Source organism: Mesorhizobium sp. B2-7-3, from assembly GCF_006440715.1.
GTDB classification, from domain to species: domain Bacteria; phylum Pseudomonadota; class Alphaproteobacteria; order Rhizobiales; family Rhizobiaceae; genus Mesorhizobium; species Mesorhizobium australicum.
Genome location: NZ_VFTY01000001.1, coordinates 587,267 through 604,078, shown reverse-complemented (window position 1 = coordinate 604,078; position 16,812 = coordinate 587,267). Strand labels below are relative to the sequence as shown.

The following is a 16,812-nucleotide window of genomic DNA, read 5'->3' as shown; positions in this document are numbered from 1 at the left end:
TTGGGGTTCAGCGGCCGCCGCTGACATTCAGGATCGCGCCCGTCGTATAGGACGCGGCATCGGATAAAAGATAGAGGACCGCACCGGCGACTTCATCCGCCGTGCCCGCCCTTTTCATCGGCAGCAGATCGCGGAACCGTTCTATCCGGTCCGGCTGGCCTCCGGAGGCGTGGATGTCGGTGTCGATGATGCCCGGCCGCACCGCATTGACACGGATGCCTTCCAGCGCCACCTCGCGGGCAAGACCGATGGTGAAGGTGTCGATGGCGCCCTTGGAGGCGGCATAGTCGACATATTCGCCCGGCGAGCCCAGCGTCGCCGCCGCCGACGAGATGTTGACGATCGCACCGCCCGACCCGCCATGCCGCGTCGACATGCGCTTGATCGCCTCGCGGGCGCACAGGAACGAGCCGACGACGTTGATGCGCATCATGCGTTCCAGCCGCGCGACATCCATCTCGTCGACACGCGCCTTGACGTCGACGATGCCGGCATTGTTGACGAAGGCGTCGAGGCGGCCAAAGGCGCGGTCGACGGCGCCGAACATGGCCACGATATCGGTTTCCTTGCCGACATCGCCCCTGACGGCAACGGCTTCGCCGCCGCCGTCCTTGATTTCGGCGACCAGCGCATCGGCGGCGGCCTTGTTGGAGGCATAATTGACCGCGACGCGATAGTCCGCCTCCGACCCCAGCCGGCAGATGGCGGCGCCGATGCCGCGGCTGCCGCCGGTGACCAGCAGCACTTTTTGCGTCGCGCTCATTCCTGGCATCCCTTCATCGCGAACACATCGGACGGCACTTTCGAAAATCCTCCGCCGCCATACGCCCGGGATTGCCTAAGCACCGGCCCGAGATCGGGCAGCATCAGCGTTTTCGGCGCCTCGACGGCCTCGGCCGGCAAAAGCCCGACAGTGCCCTTGTCGTCGGACGTATAGATGACGCCGTTCCACAGCGTACAGGCGGCGAGCTCCTCGCCGGTCACGTCGCCTTCCGGGCACTTGTACATCAGCGCGCCGTTCGGCCGCGCAACATCCGTGGTCCACATGACGATGCCGTTCAGCACCACATTGTTGTCGAGGATCAGCCGGAACGTATTGGTGACAACAGCCGATGTGCCGGTCGGGGTAAAATCGATCTCGCTGCCGCTCTGGCTATCGTCATAGACGGCGAGCTCGATCGGGCAGGCGGCCTGGGCGGCTGCGGTAGCCGTCACGATACCGATCATCAGCCCAACCGGTTTGGTGGCTCCAAGCAAACGCGCCGTCATTGGCCGCTCTTTGCCGCAAGCCGCCATCCGACCGCCTCACAGATCGAGCACCAGCCGTTCCGGATCCTCGAGGCTTTCCTTAACCCGCACCAGGAAGGTCACGGCTTCCTTGCCGTCGACGATGCGGTGATCGTAGCTGAGCGCCAGATACATCATCGGCCGGATCACGATCTGGCCGCCGACCACGACCGGCCGGTCCTGGATCTTGTGCATGCCGAGAATGCCCGACTGCGGCGCATTGAGGATCGGCGTCGACATCAGCGACCCGTAGACGCCACCATTGGAGATGGTGAAGGTGCCGCCCTGCATGTCGGCGACCGACAGCTTGCCGTCGCGCGCGGCGATGCCCAGCCGGCCGATATCCTTCTCGATCTCGGCGATCGACATCTGGTCGGCATCGCGCACGACCGGAACCACGAGACCCTTTTCGGTGCCGACCGCGACACCGATATGGGCATAATTCTTGAAGATGATGTCGGTGCCGTCGATCTCGGCATTGACCGAGGGGATTTCCTTCAGCGCGTGGGTGACCGCCTTGGTGAAGAAGCCCATGAAGCCGAGCTTCACGCCGTGCTTCTTCTCGAAAACGTCCTTGTACTTGGTCCTGAGCGCCATCACCGCCGACATGTCGACTTCGTTGAAGGTGGTCAGCATGGCGGCGGTCGACTGCGCCTCCTTCAGGCGGCGCGCGATGGTCTGGCGCAGCTTGGTCATGCGCACGCGCTCCTCGCGCGATGCATCCTCGCCAGACGACGGCGCCCGAACCGCGATCGGTGCCGGCGCTGCCTTTGGCGTCTCAGCCGGCTGCGACGGCGCACCTTTGGAGATGGCATCCAGCACGTCGCCCTTCAGCACTTGGCCGCGCTTGCCCGAGCCGGAGAGCTGGTCGACCGACAGATTGTTCTCGGCGATCAATTTTGCCGCCGCCGGCGCCGGCGGCATGGTGCGCGGCTCGACCGGTCCGGCATCGCCGGCAACCTTGGCGGTCTCGGCCGCGGCCTGCTTGGTGGTGGATGCCGCGTCGGGGCTGGACGCCTGCGCGACCGCTTGCGGCTTGGTCGCGGGAGCAGCCGCGCCACCGGCCGAAATCGACCCGAGCAGGGCGCCGACGCCGACCGTCTCGCCTTCCCCAACCGTGATTTCACCGAGCGTCCCGGCGGCGGCGGCGGGCACCTCTATCGTCACCTTGTCGGTCTCGAGCTCGACCAGCGGCTCGTCGGCGGCAATGGCATCGCCGACCTTCTTGAACCATTTGCCAACGGTCGCTTCGGTGACGGATTCGCCGAGTGTGGGAACGCGGATTTCGGTAGCCATTGTGCCTGTCCGTTCTTTCGGTTCTGTTCTGCTTATTCGCCGAGCGCGTCTTCGAGCAAGGCGGCGAGCTGGGCGAGGTGCTTCGACATCAGCCCGGTCGCCGGCGACGCGGCCGCCGGACGGCCGGTGTAGCGCACCCGCTGATGCTTGGCGTCGATATGCGCCAGCACCCATTCCAGATACGGATCGATGAACGACCAGGCACCCATGTTCTTGGGCTCCTCCTGGCACCACACCATCTCGGCGTTGCGGAAGCGTGACAGCTCGGTGATCAGCGCCTTGGCCGGGAACGGATAGAGCTGTTCGACGCGCAGCAAGTAGATGTCGTTGATGCCGCGCTTCTCGCGCTCTTCATAGAGGTCGTAATAGACCTTGCCCGAGCACAGCACGACGCGGCGGATCTTGGAATCCTTGGTCAGCTTGATCGCCTGGTTGGGCAACAGCTGGGCGTCGTCCCACAGCAGCCGGTGAAACGAGCTTTCGCCCGAGATTTCCGGCAGCGTCGACACCGCCCGCTTGTGGCGCAGCAGCGACTTCGGCGTCATCAGGATCAGCGGCTTGCGGAAGTCGCGCTTCAGCTGCCGGCGCAAGATGTGGAAGTAGTTGGCCGGCGTCGTGCAGTTGGCGACTTGCATATTGTCTTCGGCGCAAAGCTGCAGGAAGCGCTCCAGCCGGGCGGAAGAATGTTCCGGGCCCTGGCCTTCATAGCCATGCGGCAGCAGGCAGACGAGGCCAGACATTCTGAGCCACTTGCGTTCGCCCGACGAGATGAACTGGTCGAACACCACCTGGGCGCCGTTGGCGAAGTCGCCGAACTGCGCCTCCCACAGCGTCAGCGCCTTCGGCTCGGCCAGGCTGTAGCCATATTCGAAGCCCAGCACCGCTTCTTCCGACAGCATCGAGTTGATGACTTCGTAGCCGGCCTGCGCCGCCGACAGATTGTTGAGCGGGATGTAGCGGGTCTCGTCGCGCTGGTCGTAAAGCACGGAATGGCGCTGCGAGAAGGTGCCGCGCTCGGAATCCTGCCCGGAAAGCCGGATCGGATTGCCGTCGAGCAGGATCGCGCCGAACGCCAGCGCCTCGGCCGTCGACCAGTCGATGCCTTCGCCGGACTCGATCGCCTGGCGCCGGTTTTCGAGGAAGCGGATGATCGTCTTGTGCGCTTCGAAACCCTTGGGCACCTCGGTCAGCTTCTTGCCGATTTCCTTCAGCGTCTTGACCGGTACCGCGGTCTTGCCGCGCCTTGTCTCGTCCTGGTTGTCGGCCGTGCGCAGGCCTGACCAGGCGCCGTCGAGCCAGTCGGCCTTGTTGGGCTTGTAGTGCTGGCCGACTTCCCATTCGGCTTCCAGATGCGCGCGCCAGTCGGCCTTCATCTGATCGAGCTCGGCCTGGGTGATGTGCCCTTCGGCGATCAGGCGATCGCCATAGATCTGCACCGTCGTCTTGTGGGCGCGGATGTTGCTGTACATGAGCGGCTGCGTGAAGGCCGGTTCGTCGCCCTCATTGTGGCCGAAGCGGCGGTAGCAGAACATGTCCACGACCACCGGCTTGTGGAACTTCATGCGGAATTCGATCGCCACCTTGGTGGCGTGCACCACAGCTTCCGGATCGTCGCCATTGACGTGAAAGATCGGCGCCTCGATCATCTTGGCGACATCGGACGGATAGGGCGATGAGCGCGAGAAGCGCGGATTGGTGGTGAAGCCGATCTGGTTGTTGATGATGAAGTGCAGCGTGCCGGCGACGCGGTGGCCACGCAGGCCCGACAGGCCGAGGATTTCGGCGATCACGCCCTGGCCGGCGAAGGCGGCGTCGCCATGCAGCAAGAGGGGCAGCACCTTGGCCCGCTCTTCCAGCGGAACGATCTCTTCGCGGCCGCGGCCGAACAGGGAATCCTGCTTGGCGCGCGCCTTGCCCATCACCACGGGATCGACGATCTCCAGATGCGAAGGGTTCGCCGTCAGCGACAGGTGAACCTTGTTGCCGTCGAACTCGCGGTCCGACGAGGCACCGAGATGGTACTTCACGTCGCCCGAGCCCTCGACCTCGTCGGGGGCCGCCGAGCCGCCCTTGAATTCGTGGAAGATGGCGCGGTGCGGCTTGGCCATCACCTGGGAAAGCACATTGAGGCGGCCGCGATGGGCCATGCCGAGCACGATCTCCTTCATGCCGAGCTGGCCGCCGCGCTTGACGATCTGCTCCAGCGCCGGGATCAGCGATTCACCGCCGTCGAGACCGAAGCGCTTGGTGCCCTTGTACTTGACGTCGATGAACTGCTCGAAGCCTTCCGCCTCGACCAGCTTCTGCAGGATCGCCTTCTTGCCGGTGGCGGTGAACGAGATCTCCTTGTCGGCGCCCTCGATGCGCGCCTGGATCCAGGCCTTTTCCTCGGGATCGGAAATATGCATGAACTCGACGCCCAGCGTCGAACAATAGGTGCGGGTGAGTATCTCCAGCATCTGCCGGATGCTGCCGAATTCCAGCCCCAGTACATTGTCGAGGAAGATCGGCCGGTCGTAGTCGGCTTCGGTGAAGCCGTAATTTTCCGGCGACAGTTCGTTGTAATCCTCGAGCGTGTTGATGCCGAGCGGATCGAGATTGGCGTGCAGATGGCCGCGCATGCGGAAGGCGCGGATCATCATGATGGCGCGCACCGAATCGCGTGTCGCCTGGTGCACATCGGCGTCGGACAGCACGACACCGTTGGTGACGGCCTTGTCCTTGACCTTCTTTTCCAGGTGCTTTTCGACGATGCCCCAATTGCCGTCCAGCGCCGACACCAGCTCGCCATTGGCCTGCAGCGGCCAGGAAGGTTTCGCCCATGAAGCGCCCTTGGCGTTCCTGCGCACATCGCCGGCATCGTCCTTCAGTCCGGCGAAGAACTCCTGCCACTCGGGATTGACCGAGGCGGGATCGTCCTCATACGCCGCGTAGAGCGCGTCGATGTAATCGGCATTGCCGCCATAGAGGAAAGAGGTGAGCGAAAATTGGTCGTTGGCCTGATCTTGTCTTGCCATGTCGTTTCAGCGGAGCCTGGCTCCGTCTCCTTTCGAGGGAACAGTGAGTAGCCGGTAGTGAGCGGAAAATGGAATTTTCGGCTCAGTTGCTACTCACCCGTTCTTCCCTTCTTCACTACTGACTACCTGCTACTCACTACTGGCTTAACCCTTGATCGCCTCGACCAGCGTCGTGCCCAGCCGCGCCGGCGACGGCGAAACTTTTATCCCGGCCGATTCCATCGCCGCGATCTTGTCTTCCGCGCCGCCCTTGCCGCCGGAGATGACCGCGCCCGCATGGCCCATGGTGCGTCCGGCCGGCGCCGTGCGCCCGGCGATGAAGCCGGCCATCGGCTTCTTGCGACCACGCTTGGCTTCGTCCTTGAGAAACTGCGCGGCGTCTTCCTCGGCCGAACCGCCGATCTCGCCGATCATGATGATCGACTTGGTCTCATCATCGGCCAGGAACATCTCGAGCATGTCGATGAACTCGGTGCCCTTGACGGGGTCGCCGCCGATGCCGACGGCAGTGGTCTGGCCGAGGCCGACATTGGTGGTCTGGAACACAGCCTCATAGGTAAGTGTTCCCGAGCGCGAAACAACGCCGACCGAGCCCTTGCGGAAGATGTTCCCGGGCATGATGCCGATCTTGCATTCGTCGGGGGTAAGCACGCCCGGGCAGTTCGGTCCGATCAGCCGCGAGGCCGAGCGATCGAGCCGCGCCTTGACCTTGATCATGTCCATCACCGGAATGCCTTCCGTGATGCAGACGATCAGCGGGATCTCCGCCTCGATCGCCTCGATGATGGCTTCCGCCGCGCCCGCCGGCGGCACGTAGATGACGGAGGCGTTGGCGCCTGTCTTTTCCTTGCCTTCGGCGACGGTGGCGAAGATCGGCAGGCTCTCGCCTTTCGAGCCCGCCCAGGTCTCGCCGCCCTTCTTGGGATGGATGCCGCCGACCATCTTTGTCCCGTGATAGGCCAGCGCCTGCTCGGTGTGGAACGTACCGGTCTTGCCGGTCAGGCCCTGCACCAGCACCTTGGTATTCTTGTCGACGAGAATGGACATGGCCGCCCTTTTTAAAAACCGTTGATCGAGGAAGGCGAGACGCGCCGGTAGACGCCGCTCACCATGTCTTGCCAGCCATCGCTGCCGGCAGGTTTGAAATGCAATCGCATGCGGTAGGTGTCGGCATCGTCGAAAACATACGTCACCCTCGCAAAGCCGCGCGGCGACGACCGCTCCAGCACCAGCTCGCGGCCGTTCCATGTGCCCGTGGCGGGCGAGGACGGCACAAAGCCCATCGAATCGAACTGGTGCATGGTGACGACGCTGTTCTGCTGGTCGAAGCCGAATACGCTGTGCGAACCGAATGAGACCGTGCCATCGCGGCGCTGCTTATAGCGCTGCACCACGAACAGACCGCCGAACTGCGCTTCCGCTGTCACTTCGCTCGTCGCCATGCCGCCATCGGCCCACTGCGTATCCGCGACCTCCTCCTCGCCGCGCCAAGCACCGACCAAAGCCTGCAGGAGCTGGTGATCGGCCGAGAGCGAAGAGAAGGGCGAGGCGTTCATCGGTCAGAGCCGCTTCAGATCGGCGACCGTCAGATCGCTCTTGGCATTGCCGGTGTTGAGTGTCGTCGCCGGTTCGAACATCAGCACCACCGGCTCTGATGTCAGCGAACGCGGCCGATGCTCGACGCCGCGCGGTACGACGATGAAGTCGCCCTCGCCGAGCTCGATCGGCCCGTCGCGAAAATCAATGGCGATCCTGCCGCGCAGCACGAGGAAGGCTTCGTCTTCATTGTCATGCGCATGCCAGTCGAAGACCTCGCCGAACTTGGCGACCTTGGCCTGGCTGTCATTCACGTCGCCGGCGATATGCGGATCGAAGACCTCAGTGATGGTCCGATCCGCCGCCTCGACCAGGTTTATCTTGCGTGGAGGCACCGGCTCAGCCCTTCACCGCCGCCACGATCTTCTTGGCCGCGTCGTCGAGATCGTCGGCCGAGACGACGTTCAGGCCGCTGTCGTTGATGATCTTCTTGCCAAGCTCGGCATTGGTGCCTTCCAGGCGCACGACCAGCGGCACCTTGAGCCCGACTTCCTTGACCGCGGCAATCACACCCTCGGCGATGATGTCGCACTTCATGATGCCGCCGAAGATATTGATCAGGATGCCCTTGACCGCCGGATCCCTGGTGATGATCTTGAACGCGGCCGTCACCTTCTCCTTGGAAGCGCCGCCGCCGACATCGAGGAAGTTGGCGGGTTCGGCGCCGTAGAGCTTGATGATGTCCATCGTCGCCATGGCAAGGCCGGCGCCGTTGACCATGCAGCCGATATTGCCATCGAGCGCGACATAGGCGAGGTCGTATTTCGACGCCTCGATCTCCTTCTCGTCCTCTTCTGACGTGTCGCGCAGTTCGAGCACATCTGGGTGGCGAAACAGCGCGTTGTTGTCGAACGACACCTTCGCGTCGAGCACGCGCAGATGCCCATCCTTCATGACGATCAGCGGGTTGACCTCGAGCAGGCTCATGTCCTTCTCGACGAAGGCCTTGTAGAGGATCGGGAACAGCGTGCCGCCGTCCCTGGCCGCGTCGCCGTCGAGCTTCAGCGCATCGTTGAGCGCCTTGACGTCCTCAGCCGTAACGCCCTTTTCCGGATCGATGGCGACGGTGATGATCTTTTCCGGCGTGTCGTGCGCGACGCCTTCGATGTCCATGCCGCCCTCGGTCGAGACGACAAAGGCGATGCGGCCGACCGAGCGGTCGACCAGAATGGAGAGATAGAGTTCGCGCTCGATGTCGGCGCCGTCCTCGATATAGAGGCGGTTGACCTGCTTGCCGGCCGGGCCGGTCTGCTTGGTCACCAGCGTGTGGCCGAGCATCTCGTTGGCGTTGGCGACCACCTCGGCGACGGACTTCGCCAGCCGCACGCCGCCCTTGGCGTCGGGGCCGAGTTCCCTGAATTTGCCTTTGCCGCGGCCGCCGGCATGGATCTGGCTCTTCACCACATAGAGTGGGCCGGGCAGCGCCTGTGCAGCGGCTTCCGCCTCGCTTGCCTTGAAAACCGGCACGCCTTCGGCCACCGGCGCGCCAAAGCTCTTCAGCAGCGCCTTGCCTTGATATTCATGGATGTTCATCGGGAACTATCTCCAGGTCGTTTTGCCGGGGTGACGTTTGGGCGGGTTATTTCGAGGCGAGCTGCGGCGCGATCTTGACGCAGGCCTCGGTCAGGCCCTGCACGGTCGCCACCGATGCCTCGAACATCTTCTGCTCGGCCTTGTTAAGGTCGATCTCGATGACGCGCTCGACACCGCCGGCGCCGATCACCACGGGCACGCCGACATAGGTACCCTTGACGCCATACTGGCCGGAGAGGTGTGCCGCGCAAGGCAGCACGCGCTTCTTGTCCTTGAGATAGGATTCGGCCATCTGGATCGCCGAGGCCGCCGGCGCGTAATAGGCCGAGCCGGTCTTCAGGAGGCCGACGATCTCGGCGCCGCCGTCACGGGTGCGCTGCACGATCTGGTCGAGCTTTTCCTTCGAGGTCCAGCCCATCTTGATCAGGTCGGGAAGCGGAATACCCGACACCGTGGAATAGCGGATCATCGGCACCATGGAATCGCCGTGGCCGCCGAGCACGAAGGCGGTGACGTCCTCGACCGAAACCTTGAATTCCTCGGCCAGGAAGTAGCGGAAGCGCGCGCTGTCGAGCACGCCGGCCATGCCGACGACATGGGTCTTGGGCAAGCCCGAAAACTTCTGCAGCGCCCACACCATGGCGTCGAGCGGATTGGTAATGCAGATGACGAAGGCCTTCGGCGCGTACTTCTTCAGTCCTGCGCCGACCTGCTCCATGACCTTCAGGTTGATGCCCAGCAGGTCGTCGCGGCTCATGCCCGGTTTGCGCGGCACGCCGGCGGTGACGATGCAGACATCGGCGCCCTCGATGCCGGCATAGTCGTTGACGCCGGTCAGCCGAGAATCGAAACCATCGACCGGCGACGACTGCGCGATATCGAGCCCCTTGCCTTGCGGGATACCCTCGGCGATATCGAACAGGACCACGTCGCCGAGATCCTTGAGGCCGATCATGTGGGCGAGCGTGCCGCCGATCATGCCAGAGCCGATAAGCGCTATCTTGTTGCGTGCCATGTGAGGATGATTTCCCTTTGTCTGTGACGCGCCAACACGGCGTCGAGGAAGAGGCCGGACTGCTGCGGGGAACCGCGAATTTCCCGCACCCAATAACTCTGGTGCGGAATAAATTCAAACGATTATTTCGACCCCTGCAGTTTCAATCGGTTAGTGTCTTCGGGATTTACGTAAACGTCAAAGTTTGTAAGCCGACTTGGGAGAATTTACACAATGGCGATTGAGATCAGAAGGCTTTATCCCGGAGATGACGCCCTTGTGATGCGGATTGCCGACGACGTGTTCGACGAGCCGGTGCGGCCCGATCGCCTGGCAAGCTATCTCGCGCAATCGGGCCATTTCATGATCGTGGCCCTGGCCGAGGACGTTGTCGTCGGCCAATGCGCGGCGGTCATGCACCGCCATCCGGACAAGGCGACCGAACTCTATGTCGACGAGGTCGGCGTCTCGCCAGCCTTCCAGCGCCAAGGCATCGCGCGCGGAATGCTCGACGCCATGTTCGCGCTCGGCCGCGAGCATGGCTGCGAAGAGGCCTGGGTCGGCACCGAGCCGGACAATCTGCCCGCCCGCGCACTTTATGAGGGGCGCAAGGAGGCGCATGGCGAGGCGGAGACCTTTGTGATGTACGTCTATCGGCTGTAGCGATTGGCCGACGCCTCCGGTCCTTCCAGGACGACGACACGATGGCGACCGCTCAATTTGGCGCGAGTCCGCTCAAATTTGGCGCGAGCGGATGAAGGCCGCGAAGGCTGACAGGCCATCGCGAATTGCCCGCACGTTTGCCGGCTCTCGCAGGATACTTTCAACCTCCGCCGGCTTCTTGCCGAGGAGCGAGACCTCGAGCATGGCTTCTTCGCAAAGCGCGAACGACATGGTGCGCATGATCTCCGCCAGCGCCGCGCGGGCGTAGAGCGAGCGTGGCGAGGCGTGCGCCAGCATCGCCGGCTTGCCGACGGCGGCGTCACGCGAGACCAGCCAGTCGAGCGCGTTCTTAAGGCCGCCAGGCACGCCATGGGCATATTCGGGACAGGAGACGACGACACCGTCCGCGCCGGTGACGGCCTCGATCAGATCGGAGGCCTCGCGCGGCGTCCGCTCGCCCTCGTCGTCGGGATTGAAGATCGGCAGCCGGCCAAGCCCGTCATAGACGGTGACGCGACAGCCCGCTGGCGTGTTCAGCGCCAGTGCCGCGACCAGGGCCGAATTGGTGGAGGCCGCCCGCAGGCTGCCGGATATCGCAATGAGGTTGAGCAAGGCGGACCAGTCCAGACGAATCGGGCGCCGACAACCCTACCACATCGTCTGTTTGTACTCGCCGTCGAGCCAGCGGTCGGTCGCCTCGGCCGAATCGGCCAGTGCCAACTGGTCGCGCAGGATCTGGCCGAGCGTCGGCAGCGTGGCGCGATCATGCCAGCTGTCGGGCTTCCACAAATCGGAGCGCATGAAAGCCTTGGCGCAATGCATGTAAGCGGCCTTGACTACGATCACGATAACGCTTTGCGGCTCCTTGCCGTCGACCGCAAGGCGCTCGCGCAAGGTGGCATCGACGGTGATGCGGGCATCGCCATTGACGCGCAGCGTCTCGTTCATGCCTGGTATGAGGAAGAGCAGCCCGACCGAGGGATTGCGGATGATGTTTTCCAGCGTATCCAGCCGGTTGTTGCCGGGCCGGTCGGGGATGGCGATGGTGTTCTCGTCGAGAATGGCGGCGAAGCCGGGCTTGTCGCCTTTCGGGGTGACGTCGGCATTGCCTTCGCCATCGGACGAGCCGATCAGCACGAATGGGCTCTTGCCGATGAAGGAGCGGCAATGGGCGTCCAGCGCCTTCAATTCCTTGCGGATCGAGCCATCGGTCGGGCGCGGCGTCTTGTAGATCGTCCGCAGCTCCTCCTGGGTGGTGACGAATTCCATGGCTCTCCCCTTTACAGCCCTATTTGCCGACTTTCTCTTCGCCGCCGGCCTTGTCGTCCAGCGAGTGGCGCAGGATCAGCGGCATCTGGCTGAAGGTGAAAAGAAGCGTGATCGGCATGATGCCCCAGACCTTGAACGTAACCCAGGCGTCGGTGGAAAAATTCCGCCAGACGACTTCGTTGACGAGGGCCAGGAACAGGAAGAACAGGCCCCAGCGGAAGGTGAGCTTGCGCCAGCCTTCGGCATCGAGCTTGAATGCGGACTCGAAGACATAGCCGAGCAGCGAGCGGCCGAAATACAGGCCGCCAAGCAGCACGCCGCCGAACAGCGTGTTGACGATGGTCGGCTTCATCTTGATGAAGATATCGTCCTGCAGATAAAGCGTCAGCGCGCCGAAGATGAAAACGACGACCCCCGACACCATCGGCATGATCGGCAAGGTGCGGGTGAGCAGCCATGAGGCGATCAGCGCGATGGCGGTCGCGGCCATGAACAGGCCTGTGGCGACGAAGATCGGGCCGCCGAATTCAGCCAGCACGGGCAATTTCTGCGTCAGCCACTCGCCGCGCGCATTGGCGAAGAAGAAGACGAGCAGCGGCCCGAGCTCCAGCGCCAGCTTGAGCACGGGATTGATGCCTTCCTTCTTCTCTTTCTGCGGGTCGGACGGATCGCGTTCGAGAATGGGTGGGTTCATGGTTTCCTTCTAACGCACGATCCAATCCGGAAGCCTCACTTCCGGCATCGTGCCTTGTTCAAGCCACTCCAGCGATCGCCCTGGCGAATTCGCTTGCGGAAAACGGTTCGAGGTCGTCGACCTGTTCGCCGACGCCGATGAAATAGACCGGCAATTTATGCTTTGCCGCGATCGCCACCAGAATACCGCCCCGCGCCGTGCCGTCCAGCTTGGTCATCACCAGGCCGTTGACGCCGGCGATATTGCGGAAGATCTCGACCTGGTTGAGCGCGTTCTGGCCGGTCGTGGCGTCGACCGTCTGCAGCACGGTGTGCGGCGCTTCGGGATCGAGCTTGCCCAGCACGCGGACGATCTTTTCCAACTCCGCCATCAGTTCGGTCTTGTTCTGCAGCCGGCCGGCGGTGTCGATGATCAGCACGTCGGAGCCGGCTTCTTTTGCCCGTTCGAAGGCATCGTAGGCGAGGCCGGCGGCGTCGGCGCCGAGCTTGGAGGCAATGACGGGCGATTTCGTGCGTTCGCCCCAGATCTTCAGCTGTTCGATGGCGGCGGCGCGGAACGTGTCGCCGGCGGCCAGCATCACCGACAGGCCGCCATCGGTCAGCTTGGCTGCGAGCTTGCCGATGGTCGTGGTCTTGCCGGTGCCGTTGACGCCGACCACCAGGATGACATGCGGCTTGTGCGAGAGGTCAAGCTCGAGTGGTTTCGCGACCGGCGCGAGCACCTTCTCCACCTCGGCCGCCATGACGGCGCGCACTTCGGTATCGGAAACATCCTTGCCGTAGCGGCTGGAGGCCAGTGAATCGGTGACGCGCAGCGCCGTTTCGACGCCGAGATCGGCGCGGATCAGCACGTCCTCCAGGTCCTGCAGCGTCTCCTCGTCCAGCTTGCGCTTGGTGAAGACGCCGGCAATGTTGCCGGTCAGTTCGCGCGAGGACCGGGCTAGCCCGTCCCGCATGCGCTGGAACCAGGATTGCCTCGGCGCCGGCTCCGGCGCCTTCTGTGGCTCGGCCTTCTGCTCGACCTTCCTGGCGACCGTCACCTTGCCGGGAACGGGTCTTGGCTCCGGGGTGGGCCGCGGGACCGATTGAGGCTCGGGTGCGACCTCGGCAACGACCGGCTGCGTCTCGACCGGTGCAGGCTGGCGAATGGGAGGGGCGATTTCAGCTGGTGGCGCTTCGAGCCCCGCTTCGACGGCAGGTCCGCGCTTTCCTTCATGCTCTCCCCGCAAACCGGGCAAGGACGGTGCTGACGCCCCTTCCTTCGCCCCGTCCCTATACCGGGAGGTGCCGGCAGGCGGATGAGGGGCAGCGCCGGCCCTTGAAGGCTGCTCGACGGCGGCCGCCGACGGAGGCACTTCAGCCGGCGACGCCGATGGCACCTCGACCGGTGCGGGTATCTCGGCCGGCACTTCGACTGGCGGCGTCGGCACTTCGACGGGCGCGGGTTCCGGTCGCCTCTCCGGAGGCGAGGGAACGATCTCCGGCTCCGATGGCGCCGGCGGGATCTCCTGCGGCTGGGGTTCGGGCGTGGGCTCGGGAGCAACCGGCGGCGGCGGGACCTCTTCGGGCGCAGGCGGTTCAGGCGTCTCGGGCGCGGGTGCCGGTTTCTCTTCCGGCGCAGGCTCCGGCTGCCGCTCCGGTTCTGACGGAACAGTTGGCTCCGGCGCGGGCGGAATGGTCGGCGCAGGCTCGGGTGTGGGTTCCTCGGGTGTGGGTTCCTCGGGCTGCGGTCCGGGCGCGGCCTCGACCGGAGCAGGCACGGTCGCCGGCGCGGCTTCCGCCACAGGCTCCTCGCGCTTCAAAAACTCCGGCAAGGCCTGCTCGGCCGCCGGCTTCAGCGCGTCGAGCTGGTCCCATTTGATCGGCGGCAGCGGGGCGGTCTCGTCGATGCGCTCCTCGACCACCTCCTTCTTGCCGAACGAAAATATCTTCTTGAAAAAACCAGCCATGCTTTTGTGTTCTCAGGCGGCGCGGGCGGCAAGGGGGGTGGCTATCAGCCTGATCCCGTCGTGGCCGGTTATATCAGCCTCAACTATCTCTCCCGGCGCGCCGGTGCCGAGTGCGGCAAGCGTGAACCCTTCGGTGCGGCCAAGGCCGTCGCGCTCGATCAGGACCGACTGACGGCTGCCGGCGAGCGAGGACAGATGGCGCTGGTAGGCCGCTTCGCCGGCGGCGCGCAGCCGGGCGGCGCGCTGCTTGACCAACTCGCGGCGGACCTGCGGCATGCGCGCGGCGGGTGTGCCCTCGCGCGGCGAAAATGGGAAGACGTGGAGATGGGTCAGGCCGCACTCCTCGACGATCTCCAGCGAATTCTCGAACATGGCTTCGGTCTCGGTCGGGAAACCCGCGATAATGTCGGCGCCGAAGACAATGCCGGGCCGCAGCTTGCGCACATCCTCGCAAAAGCGGATCGACTGATCGCGCAGATGGCGGCGCTTCATGCGCTTCAGGATCATGTCGTCGCCCGACTGCAGCGACAGATGCAGATGCGGCATCAGCCTGGGTTCCGTGGCGAGCGCATCGAGCAAGTCGTCGTCGGCCTCGATCGAATCGATGGAGGACAGCCTGAGCCGCTTTACATCGGACACCTGCCTGAGAATGGTCTTCACCAGCTTGCCGAGCTTCGGCGCGCCTGGCAGGTCGGCTCCGAAAGACGTCATGTCGACGCCCGTCAACACGATCTCGGCATAGCCGTTGCCCGCTAGCCGCTTGACCTGCTCGACCACGGCGCCCATCGGCACCGAGCGCGAATTGCCGCGGCCATAGGGGATGATGCAGAAGGTGCAGCGATGGTCGCAGCCATTCTGCACCTGCACGAACGCACGGGCCCGGCCCTCGATGGCATCGACCATGTGGCCGGCGGTCTCACGCACCGAAAAGATGTCGTTGACGCGCGCCTTCTCGGTATCGTTGACGCCAAAATCGGGCAGCGCGCGATAGGAATTGGCCTTCAGCTTCTCTTCATTGCCAAGCACGAGATCGACCTCGTCCATGGCGGCGAATTTTTCGGGCTCGGTCTGCGCGGCGCAGCCGGTGACGATGATGCGCGCGGCCGGGTTGTCGCGGCGCGCCTTGCGGATCGCCTGCCTGGCCTGGCGCACCGCTTCGCCGGTGACGGCGCAGGTGTTGAAGATGACGGCGCCGCCATCCAGCGCGCCGAGGCCGGCATTTTCGGCCTCGCGCCGCATCACTTCGGACTCATAGGTGTTGAGACGGCAGCCGAAAGTCACCACGTCGATGCGGCCGGGCTGCTTCGCCACGTCGACGTCCTTGGCAAGGGCGGACATCACGCCGCGCTTTCGGTGTCGCGGGCCCATTGTCCGGTCGACGGATCGAAGCTGCCGGAAAATTCCCACTCGGCCGCGCCGGTCAGGATGACGTGGTCGTCCTCGCGCCACTCGACATGCAGCGTACCGCCGCCGGGGGTCAAAAGATTGACGCTGCGGCCCGTGCGCCTGGTGCGCGCGGCGGCAACCACAGCCGCGCACGAGGCGGAGCCGCAGGCCTTGGTGAGCCCGGCGCCACGCTCCCAGGTGCGGATGATCATCGAGTCGGGCGAGGTCACCTGCGCGATGGTTATGTTGGCGCGCTCGGGAAAGATCGGATGGTTTTCGAGCAGCGGGCCGAAACGATCGAGTTCATAAGTCCAGACATCGGCGTCGACCCAGAAGATGGCGTGCGGGTTGCCCATCGAGACCGCCGAAGGCGAATGCAGCACCGGCGCGTCGATGGGGCCGACCTGCAATTCGATCATGCGGGTGTCACGGAACTCCTCGGCCAGCGGGATGTCGCGCCAGCCGAAACGCGGTGTGCCCATGTCGACCGAGATCGAGCCGTCCGCGTGTTCGCGGGCATTCAAGATCCCGGCCACGGTTTCGAAGGTGAAGGTCTTCTCGCCGGTCTCGGCGGCCAGCGCCTGGACGACACAGCGCATGCCGTTGCCGCAGGCCTGCGCGCCCGACCCGTCGGAATTCAGGATGTCGACGAAATAGGCGGTGCCCGGCGTCCTGGCGTCGTGGATCGCCATGATCTGGTCGAACCGCGTCGCCGCGTCGGCGTTGAGCGCGATGGCAGCCGCGGCCGTCACCCGATCCGCACGGCCACGCATGTCGGCAACGATGATCTCGTTGCCGATGCCGTTCATCTTGGCGAAAGGGGCCGTGCCTGCCATTGCTCCGAAATTTCCATGTCCGTTCGGCGCTATATGGCGGAAACGGGCAGGAATTACCAGTGCGCAGCCGCTTTCACGGCGAAGGTGCGGGACTTACGTTACCGCAAAGACCCCAAGCAAGATCAACAGGAAGATGATGAGCACGATGCCGATGAGAATGCGCGCGCCAGTGGCGGCCGCGCCCGCCAGCGCCGGCATGCCGAGCAGGCTCGCCGCGGCGGCGATGATCAGGAGAATGATGATCCATTTGAGCATGGGAACGCCTCGCAAGCCGGACACATTGAAACCGGTTG

At 64.3% G+C, this 16,812-nt stretch carries 17 protein-coding genes; 1 reads left to right on the top strand and 16 read right to left on the bottom strand.

The annotated features are described in order from the left end of the window. Positions 1–7 precede the first annotated feature (7 nt). The 9 genes from FJW04_RS03045 to mdh form a co-directional block, all read right to left on the bottom strand. Complete coding sequence (locus FJW04_RS03045) at positions 8–763, bottom strand: SDR family oxidoreductase (protein ID WP_140712263.1); 756 nt, start codon at positions 761–763, stop codon at positions 8–10. Then, positions 760–1,269, bottom strand: a complete 510-nt coding sequence (locus FJW04_RS03040) for a hypothetical protein (RefSeq protein WP_140712261.1) — start codon at positions 1,267–1,269, stop codon at positions 760–762. The genes FJW04_RS03045 and FJW04_RS03040 overlap by 4 nt, the downstream gene beginning before the upstream one ends. A 36-nt stretch (positions 1,270–1,305) precedes the next feature. Further along, on the bottom strand, positions 1,306–2,583 hold the full coding sequence (gene odhB, locus FJW04_RS03035; protein ID WP_140618315.1) for a 2-oxoglutarate dehydrogenase complex dihydrolipoyllysine-residue succinyltransferase: 1,278 nt from the start codon (positions 2,581–2,583) through the stop codon (positions 1,306–1,308). A 32-nt stretch (positions 2,584–2,615) separates the two neighbouring features. Then, positions 2,616–5,600: a 2-oxoglutarate dehydrogenase E1 component gene (locus tag FJW04_RS03030; RefSeq protein ID WP_140618313.1), complete on the bottom strand. Its 2,985-nt coding sequence runs from the start codon at positions 5,598–5,600 to the stop codon at positions 2,616–2,618. Positions 5,601–5,744: 144 nt separating this feature from the next. Then, positions 5,745–6,647, bottom strand: a complete 903-nt coding sequence (sucD, locus tag FJW04_RS03025) for a succinate--CoA ligase subunit alpha (RefSeq protein WP_140712259.1) — start codon at positions 6,645–6,647, stop codon at positions 5,745–5,747. Positions 6,648–6,658: 11 nt separating this feature from the next. Further along, on the bottom strand, positions 6,659–7,156 hold the full coding sequence (locus FJW04_RS03020) for a DUF1579 family protein (RefSeq protein ID WP_140712257.1): 498 nt from the start codon (positions 7,154–7,156) through the stop codon (positions 6,659–6,661). A 3-nt stretch (positions 7,157–7,159) separates the two neighbouring features. Further along, positions 7,160–7,531: a cupin domain-containing protein gene (locus FJW04_RS03015; RefSeq protein ID WP_015315011.1), complete on the bottom strand. Its 372-nt coding sequence runs from the start codon at positions 7,529–7,531 to the stop codon at positions 7,160–7,162. 4 nt (positions 7,532–7,535) lie between these two features. Continuing rightward, positions 7,536–8,729: an ADP-forming succinate--CoA ligase subunit beta gene (gene sucC, locus FJW04_RS03010; RefSeq protein ID WP_140712255.1), complete on the bottom strand. Its 1,194-nt coding sequence runs from the start codon at positions 8,727–8,729 to the stop codon at positions 7,536–7,538. A gap of 46 nt (positions 8,730–8,775) precedes the next feature. Further along, positions 8,776–9,744, bottom strand: coding sequence for a malate dehydrogenase (mdh, locus tag FJW04_RS03005; RefSeq protein ID WP_015315009.1), 969 nt, complete (start codon positions 9,742–9,744; stop codon positions 8,776–8,778). 213 nt (positions 9,745–9,957) lie between these two features. Between mdh and FJW04_RS03000 the strand changes: the two genes are divergently transcribed. Further along, entirely contained in the window at positions 9,958–10,386 is a 429-nt protein-coding gene (locus tag FJW04_RS03000) for a GNAT family N-acetyltransferase (RefSeq protein WP_140712253.1), read from the top strand. Between the two features lie 72 nt (positions 10,387–10,458). Here the strand turns inward: FJW04_RS03000 and FJW04_RS02995 are convergent, their stop codons facing one another. From FJW04_RS02995 to FJW04_RS02965, 7 genes are all read right to left on the bottom strand, one after another. After that, entirely contained in the window at positions 10,459–10,998 is a 540-nt protein-coding gene (locus FJW04_RS02995; RefSeq protein WP_140660443.1) for an NADPH-dependent FMN reductase, read from the bottom strand. Positions 10,999–11,034: 36 nt separating this feature from the next. Beyond that, complete coding sequence (locus FJW04_RS02990) at positions 11,035–11,655, bottom strand: pyridoxamine 5'-phosphate oxidase family protein (protein ID WP_140660442.1); 621 nt, start codon at positions 11,653–11,655, stop codon at positions 11,035–11,037. Between the two features lie 19 nt (positions 11,656–11,674). Next, the gene (locus FJW04_RS02985; RefSeq protein WP_015315005.1) at positions 11,675–12,349 is read right to left on the bottom strand and encodes a septation protein A; all 675 of its coding nucleotides are present in this window, start codon (positions 12,347–12,349) and stop codon (positions 11,675–11,677) included. A 58-nt stretch (positions 12,350–12,407) separates the two neighbouring features. Continuing rightward, on the bottom strand, positions 12,408–14,297 hold the full coding sequence (gene ftsY / locus FJW04_RS02980) for a signal recognition particle-docking protein FtsY (RefSeq protein WP_140712251.1): 1,890 nt from the start codon (positions 14,295–14,297) through the stop codon (positions 12,408–12,410). Positions 14,298–14,309: 12 nt separating this feature from the next. Then, positions 14,310–15,635 (bottom strand): tRNA (N(6)-L-threonylcarbamoyladenosine(37)-C(2))-methylthiotransferase MtaB, encoded by a 1,326-nt coding sequence (gene mtaB, locus FJW04_RS02975; RefSeq protein ID WP_140712249.1) that lies wholly within the window; start codon positions 15,633–15,635, stop codon positions 14,310–14,312. Next, entirely contained in the window at positions 15,635–16,519 is an 885-nt protein-coding gene (gene dapF, locus FJW04_RS02970; protein ID WP_015315002.1) for a diaminopimelate epimerase, read from the bottom strand. The genes mtaB and dapF overlap by 1 nt, the downstream gene beginning before the upstream one ends. A gap of 93 nt (positions 16,520–16,612) precedes the next feature. Further along, on the bottom strand, positions 16,613–16,774 hold the full coding sequence (locus FJW04_RS02965) for a DUF1328 family protein (protein WP_015315001.1): 162 nt from the start codon (positions 16,772–16,774) through the stop codon (positions 16,613–16,615). Between the last annotated feature and the right edge of the window lie 38 nt (positions 16,775–16,812).